This window comes from Lacisediminihabitans sp. (assembly GCF_043726815.1).
Lineage (GTDB): Bacteria > Actinomycetota > Actinomycetes > Actinomycetales > Microbacteriaceae > Lacisediminihabitans.
Genome location: NZ_JAYSJZ010000096.1, coordinates 16,659 through 31,778 on the forward strand (window position 1 = coordinate 16,659; position 15,120 = coordinate 31,778).

Sequence of the window (15,120 nt, forward strand, 5' to 3'; positions counted from 1 at the left end):
GGACTTGGAAGGGCGGTCGGCGTGGCGGTGTCGGTAGGCGTGCTCGGGGTGGGTCGGATGGGGCTCCCCATCGTCTCGCGCCTCGTCGATCACGGGTTTCGGGTCTCGGCATTCGACACGCGGCAGGACATCGCCGGCGCCGTTCGGGAGGCCGGTGCCGGCTGGCCGGACTCGGGAAAGCGACTCGCCGGGTCGGTGGATGTGCTGGTCACGGTGCTTCCCGGTCGCCGCGAACTCGAGGCCGCCCTCGGTGGACCACACGGCCTTCTCCGGTCGATGACGGCCGGCTCCCTCTGGCTCGACCTGACCAGCGGCGATCCGGCGCTCACCCGAGAACTCGCGGGGGAGGCGGCGGGTCTCGGCATCGGGGCCGTCGCCGCTCCGATGGGCGGCGGGCCGGCCGAGGCGGCGCACGGACGACTGACCTTCTTCGCCGCCGGACCCGACCGCGACGTGCTGCGCGTGCTCCCGCTCCTCGGGGCGCTCGCCCGAGCGGACGGCGTCGAACGGGCGGGCGACCGAGCGGAAGACGGTCAGACCGTGAAGCTGCTCGCCAACCTGCTCTGGTTCGGGCAGGCCGTCGTCGTCACCGAGGCTCTGCTGCTTGGACAGTCGCTGGGGGTGACGCCCGCGACCCTGCGCGACATCCTCCCCCGCACCGCCGGCGGCAGCCGGTTCATCACCGAGCACCTCGACCTGCTACTCTCCGGGGACTACGCGGAGTCCTTCGGCCTCGATCGGTGCGTCGAAGAACTGGAGACCGTGACGGGCCTGGCGGCCGACGCGGGCACGCCGTTCGAGGCCTCCGAGCTCGTGACCCGGCTGCACCGCGAGGCGCTCGAGCGATTCGGCCCGGTGCCCGGCGAGCTGCTGGTGGCGAGGCTCCTCGAGGAGCGCGCCGGCCGCGAGCTGCGGGCGCCCTAGGCGCCTCAGACCGGGCGCGCTCCGGCGAACGCCCCGACGGAGGGCTGCGCCTGGCGCAGGGCGAGGAACGCTCGCTCGAGGTCGGCGATGAGGTCCGCCTCGTCCTCGATGCCCACCGACAGCCGCACGAGCCCGTCTCCGATTCCGTAGCGTTCGCGGTCCGCCTTCGGCACCTGCGCGTGGGATGTCGTGGCCGGGTGCAGCACCATCGAGCGCACGTCTCCCATGTGGGTCATCCGGCTGAACAACTCGACCGAGTCGATCACCGTGCGCGCGGCGTCCGTGCCGCCGCGCAGCGTGAACCCGAAGACGGAGCCCGAGCCGCGCGGAAAGTACCGCTCGGCGAGCCAGTGGTAGGGGTTCGACTCCAGCCCCGGGTAGTCGACCGAGCTCACCTCGGGCTGGGCCTCGAGCCAGCGGGCGATCGCCAGGGCGTTGCGCGAGTGCCGCTCGACCCGCAACGACAGCGTCTCGAGCCCCTGCAGCAGCAGGAAGGAATTGAACGGTGACAGCACGGGGCCGAGCCGAGCCGTGATGACGGACCGGGTGTACTCGAGGTAGGCCCGGTCGCCGAAGCGGGAGAGGTAACTCGAGTCCGGGTCCCCGGCGAGCGCGGCGGAGAACTGGGGGAACTTCTGCGGATGCCGACCCCAGTCGAACGTGCCGCCGTCGACGACCACGCCGGCGAGGGACGCGCCGTGACCGCTGAGGAACTTGCTGGCCGAGTGCACGACGATCGACGCCCCGTGGTCGATCGGGCGCACCAGGTACGGGGTGGCCGCCGTGCTGTCGACGACGAAGGGCACTCCGGCCTCGTCCGCGAAGTCGGCGATGAGGCGAAAATCGATGAGGTCGTTCTTCGGGTTCGGGATGGCCTCGGCAAACACCGCCCGCGTGGTCGGCCGCAGCCGGCGCCGCCATTCCGCCAGGTCGTGGGGATCATCCACGAACTCCACCTCGATGCCGAAGCGCACGAAATTCTCGCGGAAGAGGGTCTTGGTGCCCTCGTAGAGGCTCCTGGTGGCGAGGAAGTGGTCGCCCGCCCGCAGGATCCCGAGCATGGCGACCGTGATCGCGGCCTGCCCGCTGCCCACGAGCAGGGAGTCAACGCCGTGCTCGAGGGCCGTGAGGCGTGCCTCGACCACGGTGTTGGTGGGGTTGCCGTTGCGGGAGTACACCCAGGCGCCGTCGTCGCCGTCGAACCGGGCCTTGGCGTGGTCGAACGAATCGAAGACGAAACCGGCGGTGAGGTAGATCGGGGTGATCCGGGCGCCGTGGCCGGCGCCTATGGTCTCGCCGGCATGCACCTGGTCGGTGTCGAATCCGAAGTGGCCCGCCCCGTACGGCAGCTGGGTGGATGTCACGATGTTCTCCTCTGAGTGCAACGCTGCCCACGCTACGGTCGCCCCTCCGCGCGGACAATCGCGGCCTTCACACGACGCAACATTCCCCCGGTGCCCGCCGATGCCGTCCTAGGGTCGAGTCATGGCGCAGCTCCAGCACTTCGGATGGTTCTTCGGCCGGGGATTCGGCCCACAGGGCTGGGGGCGACCGGACTACGAGTGGAACTATCGCTGGCAGGACCCGAGGATCTACCAGCAGTCCGTGCGCGAGCTCGAGCAGGCGGGGCTCGACCTGCTGATCATCGAGGACGCCCTCTCGCTCGGCTCGCCGGAGACCATCGACCTGCGGGTGCGCGAGGCCTACGGCGGCCCCAAGCTCGACCCCCTGCTGCTCACGCCGTACCTGTTCGACGTCACCTCGCACATCGGCATCGCGCCCACCATCAACGCCGGCGCGTATCCGCCCTACCTCGCCGCGCGCCAGTTCGCCACCCTCCAACACCTCAGCGGCGACCGCTTCGGCATCAATGTGGTCACCGACGTGAAGAGCGCCCGGCACTTCGGGCTCGACGAACTCGCCCACGACGCCGCCTACGATCGTGCGGAGGAGTGGCTCGACGTGGTCAGGCGACTCTGGCACAGCTGGGACGAGGGCGCCCTGGTCGAGAACCGCGCGACCGGCCAGTACGCCGACGGCAGCAGGATCGGCGGCTTCCACCACGAGGGGGAGTACTTCACTCTCGACGGTCCGCTCAATGCCGTGCCGTTCGACAACGGGGATCCGATCATCGTCTCGCCGGGCGGGTCCGGGCGCGGGCTGTCGTTCGCCGGGGGCAATTCCGACGTGCAGCTCGCCCTGTCACCGCTCGACGTGGAGAGCGTGAAGGCCTACCGCCGCAAGGTTCACGAGGCCGCCGCCCTGCGCGGGCGCCGACCCCAGGACATCACGATCCTGTTCGTCTTCAAGCCCGAGATCGTGGCGAGCGAGGAGGAGGTGCAGCGGGTGGTGAACGCCTCGCTCCATCCCACGGATGACGTGATCCGCGCGGTGCTCGCCGGCCAGTCGAGCGACCTCGAGACCGACCTCACCGTGCTCGACCTCGACCGCCCCCTCGACCCGGCGGTCTTCGGTCAGCACGTGTCGCAGGGCACGATCCGGGGACTTCTCGGCGGGGCGGACGGCTTCGAGTCGCAGACCCTTCGAGAGCTCGCCGTGCGCAAGGCGCGCAAGGGCCGCATCGACGACGGCAGCGGGTTCGTCGGCACGGTCGACCAGGTCGCCGACTTCATCGAGCGGCTGGGCGACGAGGCGCAGAACGACGGCTTCATCTTCTCCGGCGACCTGCACCCGGTGACCGTGCACGGCTACCTCGACCACCTCGTTCCCGCCCTGAGGAAGCGCGGCGTGCTGCGCAGCGAGTTCGGCAACGGAGGCGTGCGCGCCAACCTCCGGGACTTCTAGCTCAGACCCCGGCGGCGGTGACCACGAAGTCCGTGGCGAATCCGGCGAACAGGCCGATCAGCATCCCTCCGTAGAGGGTGTAGCCGAGGCCGAACCTCTTGGCCACGCCGAGCAACTGAACGATCACGTAGAGGATCGACCCGCTCGCGAGGGCCAGGAACACCATCGAGACAACGTCGTTCACGAACACGCCTCCCAGCAGAGTGCCCACCACCGTCGGGGCTCCCCCGATCACGCCGAGAATGGCCAGTTGGCCCCACGACGGCCGCACCCCCTGGCCCGCGAGGGGCGCGGTGATGCCGAATCCCTCGGTCGCATTGTGCAGGCCGAACCCGATCACCAGCACGATGGCGAGGCTGATCTGGCCGTTCGCGGCCGACTGGCCGATCGCGAGGCCCTCGGAGAAGTTGTGCAGGCCGATTCCCACCGCGATGAGGAAGGCGAGCCTGCTCGGCGCCTCACCGAGCCGCAGGATGCCCGGGGCGCCGCCCGAGACGGCAGCCAGGCTTCCGGCCTCGGCCCGCCGCGCCACCCAGCGGTCGTAGGCCACGAGGCTCAGGAGGCCGGCGGAGACCGACACGAAGAAGACCGACACGAGGCCGATCGAGGGCAGGAAGGATGCCGATCTGCCGGCCGTGGCCTCCGCGAGCGCCCCGTCGATCGGTTCGAGGGCATGCGAGAACACGTCCCAGAGCAGGAAGACGAGCACGCCGATGGTGATCGCGTTCAGCAGCGACATGAGACGCAGCGACTTCGACCGGAGCCTGCCGATGGGCAGGCCGAGGAAGATCGTGAAACCCGCGATCGCCCCGAGAATCAGGAAGTTGACGAGGCTCATGGTCAGCGTGCTCTTTCGACGGCAGCCCGATCGGCTGGATTAGGCGAGCCTAACCTCGCTCGTGGGCCATGCGCATCCCGCTTGACATTTCCGAGTTGTGACTGTTCAATCAGTTACATGTCATCCACCCCCGTCGCCGAGACGAAATCGCGGTCGACCGCCGAGGCTCAGCGCTCCAAGATCGTCTCCCACGCCGTGCGCGTGTTCGCGCACGCCGGCTACCACGCGACCCCGGTCGCGCAGGTGGCCGCGGCCTCCGGGGTGTCGCCGGCCTACGTCTTCCGGCTGTTCCCCGGCAAGCTCGCCCTCTTCGTGGCAGCCGTCGAGCACTGCTACGAGCGCGTGCGCGTCGGGCTGGTCGCCAGCGCGGAGGCCACGGATGCCTCCACTCCCGAGCAGATCCTGGCGGCGATGTCCGACGCCTACGTGGACCTCATCCGGGATCGGGATCTCATCATGCTGCAGGTGCACGCCCAGAGCGCGTGCGACGTTCCCGAGATCCGCGCCGCCGTGCAGCGCGGCCTCGCCGAGCTCGTGACGGCCGTGACGGATGCCTCGGGAGCCGACGCTTCCGCCGTGCAGCGATTCGTCGCCTACGGCCAGCTCTGCCACCTGATCGTGCAGGCGGACCTGAACTCGATCGACGAGACCTGGGCGCACACGCTCAGCGACGGCATCCAACACCCGGATGAGGCGCCGACCCCCGGCGATCCGGCACCGACGAGGGGCTGATCCGGCCCCGATCCCGCGCGGGAGGGTTCGCCCTTTCGCGTGTCCTCAAAAGTGACTGTTCAGTCAGTCACATAAGCGCTCATCCCAACGAAAGGCATTTCAGATGACCAGCTCGACACCCACCACGATCACCGCCGTCGAAGTAGTTCTGCCGGGGCCGGTGGAGCCCGATGGGCTACGCGTGGAGAGCCGCCGGCTCCGCGCCCCCGGGGACGGCGAGTTGCTCGTCGCCGTGGAGGCGACGGGAATCTCCTTCGCCGAGCAGGCGATGCGCCGCGGCCGCTACTTCGGCCAGCCGGCGTTCCCCTTCGTGCCGGGCTACGACCTGGTCGGCACCGTGCTCGAGGTGGGGCCAGGCGGAGAACCGGCCCTGGTCGGCACCCGGGTGGCCGCCGTGACGAAGACCGGCGGCTGGGCCAGCCACGCTATCGTCGCCGCCCGCGACAGCGTGCCGGTGCCGGCCGGCATCGACGCGGCCGAGGCGGAGACCGTGGTGGTGAACGGACTCACCGCCTGGCAGATGCTGCACCGCACCGCGCGGGTGAAGGCCGGCCAGACGGTGCTACTGCACGGCGCGAACGGCGGGGTGGGCGGCATCCTGATCCAGCTCGCCCAGCTCGCCGGGGTGCGGGTCATCGGCACCGCATCGCCCCGCCACCACGAGGCCCTCCGCGCCGCGGGGGTCGAGCCGGTCGACTACAACGATCCGCGGATCGTCGAGCGCGTTCTCGAGCTGGCCCCGGCAGGGGTGGATGCTGTCTTCGACAACGTGGGCGGGGCCATGATGTACGAGTCGTACCGCATGCTCTCTCCCACCGGCGTGCTGGTCTGTTACGCCATCGCCTCCGAGCTCACCAGCACGGGCAGCATGCTCATGCCGTTCGTGAGGGCGCTCGGCCAGGTCGCCCTGTGGAACGTGCTGCCCAACCGTCGCACCGCCGCCTTCTACGACCTCTGGGCTGGACACCGCCTTCGCCCGGCACGCTATCGCGCCCGCCTGGTGGAGGACCTCGGCCGCGTGTTTGCGCTCCTCGGTGACGGCACCATCACCGCCAACATCGCCGCGCGGTTCCCTCTCGCCGAGGCGGGCGCGGCGCTGGCCCTCGCCGAGTCGCGCACGGTCCGCGGCAAGATCATTCTCGTTCCCTGACCGGGCACGCGACCGTCGCGGCTATCCGCTCGCGAGGCGCCCGCGCCGCCGGTAGTCGCTCGGAGTCACCCCGGCGAACCGCCGGAAGCGCCCGGAGAAGTACTGCGCATCGTCACAGCCCACCTCCCTGGCGATGGCGGCCACCGGTCGATTGGTGAGGTCGAGAAGCTGCTTCGCCACCGTCATGCGCTCGCGTTCCACGTAGCGCTGAGGGCTGATCCCGAGTTGCTCGGAGAAGAGATGGCTGAGACGCGACGGCGAAAGGTGCGCGATCTCGGCGAGAGTGCCGACGTCAAGCGGCTCCGCGAGATGGGAGCCCACGTGCTCGATCACGCGCAGTACGCGTTCGTCCGTGCGGCTGGTCAGCGGATTCTGGGTATCGAGCCAGAGGAGGGCCTCCTCGAGGGCGTTGACGGCGAACAGCTCGGCGCGGGGGAGCGCGCCGAGCCGCAGCCCCGCGGATCGGCGAAGCCCCGAACCCACCCGCACCCGCACCTCGCCATCCGTGTGAATGAGGCCGGGGCCGCCGAGCCGCACCGGCCACTCGAGCAGAGGCAGCCATTCCGCACGCGGATGAAAGTGGGCGAAGTCGAATTCCCACGCGTCGGCGCCGGGCGCGGTGCGATAGTCGTGCGGCAGCCCGGGGCGCAGCAACACGGCGTCGCCGGCCTCGACGAGCAGGTCGCCGCCTGGTGCGCCGAAGAGCCCGGCCCCCGCGATCGTGTGGACCAGCAGGTAGTCGCCGGTGCCTCGAGGGCGCCAGGCCGCGTATTCCTGCCCCTCCGTGAAGTGGCCGCCGACCAGCCGATCGAACACCGGTGCCGTCGACTCCGGGCGGGATCCAATCGGTGACATAGCTGAATCTTCTACTATTCGGGCAGGGAATTCGCTGGTCTTAGTGCACGAACTCCGAGAGGCTCACTCGTATGTTGAATATCATCCCCGACACCGACACCTCTCTGGCCACGGAGTTCGACCGGCTCGGCGTGCTCCAGCTCCGCTCGCTCCTCGACACGAACGAGGTGGCCGAGATCCGGGAGACGTTCATGGAGCAGGTCGCGCGCGACGTCTCCGTCGGCAACGACGACCACGTGCCGCACGACGACCCGCTCAAGCGATTCCCCCGGCTGGTGCATCCGCATCGGCGCACCGAACTCGAGGTGGGCCGGCTCGCCAGGCGATGGATGCTCGACCCCCGCATCATGAACCTCGTCACCGAGCTGATGGGGCCCGTGTTCGCCGCCCAGTCGATGTTCTACTTCAAGCCGCCGGCCGCACGAGGGCAGGCGTTGCACCAGGACAATATCTTCCTGCAGGCGCATCCCGAGACCTGTATCGCCGTGTGGATCGCCATCGACGATTGCGACGCAGAGAACGGCGGCCTCAAGGTCGTTCCGGGATCGCACCGCTATGAAATCATCTGCCCCCAGGAGGCGGACGCGACCGAATCGTTCACCCGCGACGAGATCAAACTCCCCGAGGGCATGAGCGCCGAACAGACCACGATGAGGGCGGGCGACGTGCTCTTCTTCCACGGAAGCATGGTGCACGGCTCCGGCCCGAACCGCTCGACCGACCGCTTTCGCCGCTCGCTGATCTTCCACTACGTGCCGCAGACCAGCACGGAGGTCGCGCGCTTCTACAACCCGCTGCTCACCCCGGAGGGGGAGGAGGTCACGGTGACCGAGAGCGTCGACGGCGGGGCATGCGGCGAGGGATGGCTGCCCGCCGGCGCGCACTGAGACCGTTCGGTCTAGCCGGGGAGGATGCGCAGGGTGCAGGCCACGACGGCCGGCTTCGCCATCTCGTCCGCCTCCGGGAATGCGCGGTACTTGGCGAGGAACGCGCCGTCGATGGCGGCCTGGATCGGGTCGCCGGGGTTCACGTACTCCGTTCGCACCGCCACCCGAGGCTGCAGAAGGGCGGCGGCCGTGTCGCGTTCGGCCACCTCGCCGTCGCCGGTCGTGAAGGCGACGGGCCGACCGGAGAGCACGCGTCGGTACCAGAGGGCGGTCGGCCCCAGATAGGAACGGACGTAGGGCTGCCCGTCGACGACGACCACCCAGATCGGGGCCACGGCGTCCGTGCCGTCTGCTCGCTGCGTCACGATCGCGACGACCGTCGTCGCCGCGAGGTGGCTCACCAGCTGGTCCCAGTCCATAGTGACCAACACTCTAGGACGTGAGCGGTCGCGCCGCCACGGTGCGATCCCCGAGCATCCGTGTGCCTAGCGGGAGATCTGCTGGAGCGCCCAGGAGTTGCCGTCCGGGTCGCTGAAGTAGGCGTAGCGCACGCCACCCATGTCGCTGATACCCGACACGTCGACCCCGTTGCCGACGAGGGTGTCGCGCACGACGTCGAGGTCGTCCACCACCAGGTGGATGCCGTGCACCGGGGCCGAGGTGGGATCGCTGATTCCCACGCCGACCACGATGGAGCAGGCCGACCCGGGCGGGGTGAGCTGCACGATCCGCATGCCGTTGCCCGGCTCGATGTCGTGATCGAGGTGGAAGCCCACCCGATCCACGTAGAAGGCCTTGCTTCGGTCGACGTCGGTCGACGGCAACGGCACGAGTTCCAGTCGCATGTCCACGGCGCACTTCCTTGCTCGGTCGAGGGGCAGTGCGAGCCTACAACCCACCCCCGCTCGAGCGCGTCCGCGTTCAGGACTCGATGGTGACGAACGACGCCAGCGGCTCCGCCGCATCCACGATGTAGGTGGAGAGCATCATCCCGGTGCCCGGTCCCACGTCGAGCGCGTTGTGCGGGGTGCCCGGCGGCATCAGGAATGGATCCCCCTGACGCAGCAGGAGGGTGGCCTCGCCCTGGATGCGCATCTCCACGGTCCCCGCCAGGATGTAGCCCACCTCCTCGCCCGGATGGGTGTGCCAGCCGGACTCGGCGCCGACCGGGATCTCGGTGAGCACCTGCACGATGTCCCGCCCGGGAATCGAGGAGGGCTTGTGCTGCAGCTCGGTGCGCTTGAGCCTGCTCGCGAGGGCATCGGCCGGCTCGGCCGCCATCAGCCGACCGCCTTCAGCGCCGTGAGGATCACGTCGGTCACCGCCCGGGGCTGGGAGATCATGATCACGTGCGAGCCCTCGAGCTCCACGATCTCCGCCCGGGCCCGCTGCGCCATCCGCAGGTGCCGCCAGAGATCTGAACCCGGTGCGGGCTTCCCGACGGTTATCGCGGTGGCGGCGAGGCCGATCCGCCTACTCGCCGCTGACGACGTCGACCGAGATCTCGACGGCCGCAACCGTCCCCCGGTTCTCGAGCCAGTGGACGGTGTTCCGGTCCTCGGGCCAGCCCACCCCCGGCCCGTAGTCCGTGGCGACTCCCTCGCGATGGTCGGTGATCGTTCCCCGCAGCACGTAGACGATCCCCGGTCTGCCCCTGTGGTCGTGAACGGGGCCGAACACCCCTCCGGGCTCGATGGTCACCATTCTCATACGAAGCCGGCGCCCTTCCAGGCCCGGGATTTCGGGGCCGAGATCCACCGTGTCCAGCAGCTCGACCGCGACACCCCTCGTCTCCGGAGCCACCTCTGCCTCACCCATCACACTGTCCTCTCCACGAGGCCGGTCGGTGGCCGCGCCGGGGCTCGGCACCCCTCCGCCTGGCCGCCTGACCGCGCGCACGGTCAGCTGCGCCGCGACCGCAACGAGCAGAACGCCGAACAGAACTGAGGACACTCTGGGCGCGATGACCAGCGCGAGGAGCGCACCGGGGATCGACCCGATGGTCGCGGCGACCCCGACCACCAATCCGGCGCGCACATCCACGGTTCGCGCGCGCCAGTTGGCGACGGTTCCCACGACGCTGGTGGGAATCATGACGAGCAACGACGTCCCCTTGGCGATCAGGTCGCTCACGGCGAACAGCCCGATGAGCGCCGGCACCGCGATGATTCCACCGCCGATTCCGAACAGGCCGGAAAGGATCCCCATCGCGAGGCCGAGGCCGATGTAGCTGATGGCGATGACGACCGAGAACGCGAGTCGATCCCCGCGGATCGGAGTGATGAAGAACATGCGCGCCGCGACGAGGAGGATGAAGACGATGAACATCCACCGCAGCCACACCAGCGGAATCCGTTTGAGCAGCGCACTGCCGATCAACGCCCCGGGCACGGCGCCGAGCGTGATGAAGACTCCGGCGAGAAGGTCGATCTCGCCGGCGACGAGATAGGTGACGGATCCGAAGATCGCGGCGGGAACAATGGCGGCGAGCGATGTCGCGGCCGCATTCCGCTGCGACAGGCCGGCGAAGGTCACCAACAGGGGAACCATGATGATTCCTCCGCCGATTGCGAACAGACCGGAGAGCACTCCCCCGATCACGCCGATCAGTGCGAGCGTCAACCACCATCTCGAGACCCGGGCTCCGGCCGCCGAAGTCATCTCTCCTCGACCACCCGCCACCGAGTCCACCTCCACGCTCCCGCCGTCCGCGCTGAGTCGTTCCGTCATAGTATCCTCGGCGCGCATCCCTCTTCGGTAGTCACCGGGTAACGCGATTCGGCGGCAGCAGCGCCTCGACCTACGTTGCGATTCCGGACCCGTAGGAGGCGGACGAGGCATCGGCCGCAACTCGCAGCCCGATACCGGCTCAGCGAGCCATGGCCAGCACATCGCCGACCAGGCGCCGCGCGTAGTCCTGGTCTACCTCGAGGGCGAAGACGACGCGGTAGTACAGCGGCGCGACGACGTGGTCGAGGATCTGGGCGACCGTGGGAGTCGTCTCCCCGCGTTCGGAGGCACGGTTCACGATCTCTGTGGCCTGCTCGCGACGCCTCTCCGTGATCGGGCAGCTCACAAGCACCTCCACCCGCGCCGACACCATCGCCCGCAGGTATCGGGCCCGCTTGGGGCGGATGATGTCGCTGGCGATGATGATCGCCCACTCCGTGAGGTCCTCCTCGAGAGATCCGGTATCGGGCACCGACTCCCCGTCCCGCGTCAGGGCGGCGACGGCGACTTCCTCGAGGAGGGCATTGACGTCATCCCAGCGCCGGTACAGCGTGGTCGGATTGACCCCCGCTCGCTCCGCGATCACGGGAAAGGTGATCTTCTCGACACCCTCGCCCACGAGCTCGCCGACCGACGTGTAGATCGCGGTCAGCACTCGGCTGCTTCTTCCGCCGGGGCGAGTCGCGGCTACCTGACTGGACATGCCCCCATTATGGCAAAGATATTTGCTTTATTGAGAACATGACCTACCGTAGTTAAAGCCAACTTCATTGCTTTACGAAAGAGGTTCCATGTTCTCCCGCCCACTCTCGTTCGTCGTCGCCGCGGCTGCCGGCGCCGCGACGCTGACGGCCGCCTCGGCGCCCTCGCCGCTCTACCCCGTCTATCAGCGGCTCTGGGGCTTCTCCGCGTTCGTGTTGACGGTCATCTTTGCGGTCTACGTCGCCGCGCTGCTCGCCGCGCTGCTGACCGTCGGCTCACTCTCCGACCGGATAGGGCGACGGCCGGTCGCCTCCGGAGCCCTGGTACTTCTCGCGCTCGGCATGGTGTTCTTCGTGACTGCCGGGGACTCCGGCGGCCTGATGGCCGCGCGAATCGTGCAAGGATTCGCCGTCGGCGCCGCCACCGGCACCCTCACCGCGATGATCCTCGATTCCGGGCCGAGTCCGCGGGTCGGCTCGATCGTCAGCAGCGCGGTGCCGTCACTGGGAATTGCGATCGGCGCGGTGCTCGCCGGTGCCCTCGTCGAGTTCGCACCCCTGCCGCGCCAACTCGTCTTCTGGATCCTCGCCATCGTCTACCTGGTGCTCGCGGCGCTCGTCTGGCTGATTCCCGAACGCGCTCGCCCGGAGTCGAGTCCCGAGGGATCGATCTGGCGGTCTCTCCTGCCGAGCGCCGGGATTCCGTCGTCAATGCGCCCGATCTTCTTCGCCCTGGTTCCGTCGATCGGCGCGACGTGGGCGCTCGGCGGGCTGTACCAGTCGCTCGGGTCGTCGGTGATCGGCACGGTCTTCGAGGTGCACAATCACTTCGTTGTGGGCATCGTGCTCGGGGTGTTCTTCGTCGCGGGGATGGGCGGCACCGTCGTCTCGGCGGTCGTGCCGCCGCAACTGCGCGAGTGGTTCGGCTACGCAACCCTCGTAGTCGGCGTCGTGATCACCATCGCGGCGATGCTGTCGAGCACCCTGCCGCTCTATGTTGTCGGATCGGCGATCGCCGGGCTCGGTTTCGGGGCGGCCTTCCGCTTCGCGGTGCACGCGCTCGGCGAAGCGGCGCCGATCGCCAAGCGTGGTGAGGTCTTCGCGTCGATGTACATCGTCAGCTACGTGGCATTCAGTGTTCCCGCGCTCGCGGCCGGCCTCGCCGTCGCACCGTTCGGGCTCGAACCGACGGCCGTCGCGTACGGGGCTTTGGACGTCACCCTGGTTGTGATCGCGACGGGCGCGGGGTTCCTCCGGGCGCGCCGACGGAATCGCGAAAGCGAGCTTCGGCCGGCCGCGGCGACGGGTTGATCACCCAACACGGTCGAACTCGGCCACAACTCGACCGTCGCGGAACAACTCCCTTGCTCTTGCTAACGCTCAGCGGGTCATGCGACGTGAGAGTCTCGACGAGTGATCGACAGCGTATTTCTCAACGGCACGGTCGGCGTCGGAAAGTCGACCACCGCGGAAGCACTCAGCACGCTGGAGATGACGAGGGGGCATCATCATGCCGTGATCGACCTGGACCACATCCGCCGTTCCTGGCCGGCACCCGAAGGCGACCGCTTCAATCACGAATTGGAAATCGCGAACCTCCGCGATCTTGTGGTCAACTATCGTCGTGCCGGCGTCGAGCACTTCATCCTCGCCGGAGTCATCGAGCAAGCCGGCGAGATACCGCGGTACGAGGCGGCGTTGCAGAGTAGCGGCCTCCTCATCTGTCGGCTGGAAGCCGCCCCTGCCATCCTGACCAGAAGGCTCGGATTACGCCACGCCGACGACGCTTCCGGGCTGGAATGGCACCTTGAGCGCGCGGGAGAACTCGCAGCCATCCTCCAAGTTGCTTCGCTGGATCACCTCGTCGTGGACACCTCAGAACGCTCGATCGTGGCGACGGCGACCATCGTGAAGGAAAAAGCCGGCTGGTGAGGCGAACCCACCCGCTCGCGGTGGCAGTGGCTGCCGGATAATCATCGCTATGAACCACGCGCGAGTGTCCGGGGGCGAGGTCGTGCTCGAGACGGATCGGCTGCTGCTGCGGCGGTGGCAGGCGTCCGATGCCGCCGTCCAGCGCGAGCTGTGGACCGAGCGTGATCCTCGCGTGCCTCCGCATCGTCGGATCGACCCGGACGGTCACCCGACGCTGGAGGACATCGAGGAGTGGATCCGTCGCGGAGACCCGGATGACTCCCTGGGACTCTTGGCGGCAGAGCGACGAGATTCCGGCGATGTCATCGGCTACTGCGGCCTGATTCCCAACGCCCACGGACAGGACGGCGAGCCAGAACTGGCCTACGAATTTCTCCGGAAGGCCTGGCGTCAGGGGTATGCCACGGAGGCCGCGCGGGCTGTGCTCAGCTGGGCCAAGGAGTCAGGCCATCAACGCCTCTGGGCCACCGTCCGTGAGTGGAACGCTCCTTCTCGCCGTGTAATGGCCAAACTCCGATTCGTCGATACCGCCCGAGTGGAACCGGACAACACCCATGGGAACTCGCTGTTCTACCTGAAGGACCTCTAGTCGCCCGACATCCTGGCGGCTAGCATCCCCCGATCGTCAGAGCGGGTTCTGGTCGATGTTCTCGGTCGGAGTCAGGTCGACGAAATCAGTCGTCTCTGGTTTCGCGTGTGCCACATCGGCCGGCGGCGCGACCGGGGGGGTCCGAAGCGCACCGCGGTCCGCCTCGCCATAGCCAACGATCTCGACGGCGACGGAGTCCCACCGGCAAACCTCGGTGCCCGCAGGCGGGTTCTGCGCTGTGATGCAGAACAACCCCGGCCAGGCGAGAGCATTGATCGATGGCTGATCGGGATCGGCGCTAGCAAGAGCGACGCCAGACTCGGCGGCTACGTCACGGCCGACATGGAAGGGGAGCCCGACGACATCCGGCACAATGACGCGATCCGCGATCCGCTCATCCATGGCAACACGCTACTCGCGCCGACGACGCAATGTGGTCAGGCGCCCAGCTGGAGGGCCTGAAAGCGGAGACTGACAGCCCCAAATTTCACGCAAATAAAGGTAAGTAGCGGGAGCGGGACTTGAACCCGCGACACCACGATTATGAGCCGTGTGCTCGGCACGGACCATCTCTGGTGATCACCTGAACCCCAGAATCGCTGATATTCCGGGGTTTTCGGCGCCTGGTTTCTGCCCTCAATCTCCGACAATCTCAGGCGGATGTGGTCAAAATGTGGTCACGCCACGAACGCAGCTGACCCGAGATCCGGGGATCTCGGGTCAGTAGTGCTCACGCGCTTGCAGGATGACGATGTGGGCATCCGTCACGTAGTACACCAGACGGTTCGTCTCATCGATGCGGCGGGACCAGGCGCCGGAGAGGATGTGCCTGAGGGGCTCGGGCTTGCCGATACCGGCGAACGGATCACGCAGGGCATCGGCGATCAACTGGTTGACGCGCTTGAGGGTCTTGCGGTCCTGGGTCTGCCAGTAGACGTAGTCCCCCCACCCGTTCGGGTCGAAGGCGATCGTGCGAG

Annotated in this window: 18 protein-coding genes; 8 read left to right on the forward strand and 10 right to left on the reverse strand. The window is 68.3% G+C overall.

Annotated elements, in window-relative coordinates:
* Positions 1 to 21 precede the first annotated feature (21 nt).
* Positions 22 to 924 (forward strand): NAD(P)-dependent oxidoreductase, encoded by a 903-nt coding sequence (locus tag ACHZD8_RS14415; protein WP_394771119.1) that lies wholly within the window; start codon positions 22 to 24, stop codon positions 922 to 924.
* 5 nt (positions 925 to 929) lie between these two features.
* Here the strand turns inward: ACHZD8_RS14415 and ACHZD8_RS14420 are convergent, their stop codons facing one another.
* Positions 930 to 2,288: an O-acetylhomoserine aminocarboxypropyltransferase/cysteine synthase family protein gene (locus ACHZD8_RS14420; RefSeq protein ID WP_394771120.1), complete on the reverse strand. Its 1,359-nt coding sequence runs from the start codon at positions 2,286 to 2,288 to the stop codon at positions 930 to 932.
* Positions 2,289 to 2,409: 121 nt separating this feature from the next.
* On the opposite strand from ACHZD8_RS14420, the gene ACHZD8_RS14425 reads away from it, so the two are divergent.
* Entirely contained in the window at positions 2,410 to 3,729 is a 1,320-nt protein-coding gene (locus ACHZD8_RS14425) for an LLM class flavin-dependent oxidoreductase (protein ID WP_394771121.1), read from the forward strand.
* A 1-nt stretch (position 3,730) separates the two neighbouring features.
* Here ACHZD8_RS14425 and ACHZD8_RS14430 read toward each other — a convergent pair whose 3' ends face one another.
* Complete coding sequence (locus ACHZD8_RS14430) at positions 3,731 to 4,567, reverse strand: ZIP family metal transporter (RefSeq protein ID WP_394771122.1); 837 nt, start codon at positions 4,565 to 4,567, stop codon at positions 3,731 to 3,733.
* Between the two features lie 117 nt (positions 4,568 to 4,684).
* On the opposite strand from ACHZD8_RS14430, the gene ACHZD8_RS14435 reads away from it, so the two are divergent.
* Positions 4,685 to 5,299 (forward strand): TetR/AcrR family transcriptional regulator, encoded by a 615-nt coding sequence (locus ACHZD8_RS14435; RefSeq protein ID WP_394771123.1) that lies wholly within the window; start codon positions 4,685 to 4,687, stop codon positions 5,297 to 5,299.
* A gap of 103 nt (positions 5,300 to 5,402) precedes the next feature.
* Complete coding sequence (locus ACHZD8_RS14440) at positions 5,403 to 6,449, forward strand: medium chain dehydrogenase/reductase family protein (RefSeq protein WP_394771124.1); 1,047 nt, start codon at positions 5,403 to 5,405, stop codon at positions 6,447 to 6,449.
* A 21-nt stretch (positions 6,450 to 6,470) separates the two neighbouring features.
* Here ACHZD8_RS14440 and ACHZD8_RS14445 read toward each other — a convergent pair whose 3' ends face one another.
* Complete coding sequence (locus ACHZD8_RS14445) at positions 6,471 to 7,304, reverse strand: helix-turn-helix domain-containing protein (protein WP_394771125.1); 834 nt, start codon at positions 7,302 to 7,304, stop codon at positions 6,471 to 6,473.
* Between the two features lie 71 nt (positions 7,305 to 7,375).
* Here ACHZD8_RS14445 and ACHZD8_RS14450 point away from each other — a divergent pair, with 71 nt between their 5' ends.
* Positions 7,376 to 8,191 carry a phytanoyl-CoA dioxygenase family protein gene (locus ACHZD8_RS14450; RefSeq protein ID WP_394771126.1) on the forward strand — a complete coding sequence of 272 codons (816 nt, stop codon included), beginning with the start codon at positions 7,376 to 7,378 and terminating at the stop codon, positions 8,189 to 8,191.
* Positions 8,192 to 8,202: 11 nt separating this feature from the next.
* On the opposite strand, the gene ACHZD8_RS14455 is transcribed toward ACHZD8_RS14450, so the two are convergent.
* The 5 genes from ACHZD8_RS14455 to ACHZD8_RS14475 form a co-directional block, all read right to left on the reverse strand.
* Complete coding sequence (locus ACHZD8_RS14455) at positions 8,203 to 8,610, reverse strand: DUF2255 family protein (RefSeq protein ID WP_394771127.1); 408 nt, start codon at positions 8,608 to 8,610, stop codon at positions 8,203 to 8,205.
* Between the two features lie 66 nt (positions 8,611 to 8,676).
* On the reverse strand, positions 8,677 to 9,036 hold the full coding sequence (locus tag ACHZD8_RS14460; RefSeq protein WP_394771138.1) for a VOC family protein: 360 nt from the start codon (positions 9,034 to 9,036) through the stop codon (positions 8,677 to 8,679).
* Positions 9,037 to 9,112: 76 nt separating this feature from the next.
* Positions 9,113 to 9,472 carry a cupin domain-containing protein gene (locus tag ACHZD8_RS14465; RefSeq protein WP_394771128.1) on the reverse strand — a complete coding sequence of 120 codons (360 nt, stop codon included), beginning with the start codon at positions 9,470 to 9,472 and terminating at the stop codon, positions 9,113 to 9,115.
* A gap of 192 nt (positions 9,473 to 9,664) precedes the next feature.
* Entirely contained in the window at positions 9,665 to 10,921 is a 1,257-nt protein-coding gene (locus ACHZD8_RS14470; protein WP_394771129.1) for a TSUP family transporter, read from the reverse strand.
* A 139-nt stretch (positions 10,922 to 11,060) separates the two neighbouring features.
* Complete coding sequence (locus tag ACHZD8_RS14475; protein WP_394771130.1) at positions 11,061 to 11,624, reverse strand: TetR/AcrR family transcriptional regulator C-terminal ligand-binding domain-containing protein; 564 nt, start codon at positions 11,622 to 11,624, stop codon at positions 11,061 to 11,063.
* Between the two features lie 88 nt (positions 11,625 to 11,712).
* Between ACHZD8_RS14475 and ACHZD8_RS14480 the strand changes: the two genes are divergently transcribed.
* The 3 genes from ACHZD8_RS14480 to ACHZD8_RS14490 all read left to right on the forward strand — a co-directional run bounded on the left by ACHZD8_RS14480 (position 11,713) and on the right by ACHZD8_RS14490 (position 14,143).
* Positions 11,713 to 12,933, forward strand: a complete 1,221-nt coding sequence (locus ACHZD8_RS14480; protein WP_394771131.1) for an MFS transporter — start codon at positions 11,713 to 11,715, stop codon at positions 12,931 to 12,933.
* Between the two features lie 102 nt (positions 12,934 to 13,035).
* Positions 13,036 to 13,554, forward strand: a complete 519-nt coding sequence (locus ACHZD8_RS14485; RefSeq protein ID WP_394771132.1) for an AAA family ATPase — start codon at positions 13,036 to 13,038, stop codon at positions 13,552 to 13,554.
* A gap of 82 nt (positions 13,555 to 13,636) precedes the next feature.
* On the forward strand, positions 13,637 to 14,143 hold the full coding sequence (locus ACHZD8_RS14490; RefSeq protein ID WP_394771133.1) for a GNAT family N-acetyltransferase: 507 nt from the start codon (positions 13,637 to 13,639) through the stop codon (positions 14,141 to 14,143).
* Between the two features lie 36 nt (positions 14,144 to 14,179).
* On the opposite strand, the gene ACHZD8_RS14495 is transcribed toward ACHZD8_RS14490, so the two are convergent.
* Positions 14,180 to 14,545 carry a hypothetical protein gene (locus ACHZD8_RS14495; RefSeq protein WP_394771134.1) on the reverse strand — a complete coding sequence of 122 codons (366 nt, stop codon included), beginning with the start codon at positions 14,543 to 14,545 and terminating at the stop codon, positions 14,180 to 14,182.
* Positions 14,546 to 14,863: 318 nt separating this feature from the next.
* The coding region (locus ACHZD8_RS14500; RefSeq protein ID WP_394771135.1) for a Txe/YoeB family addiction module toxin at positions 14,864 to 15,120 on the reverse strand (257 nt) is incomplete at its 5' end.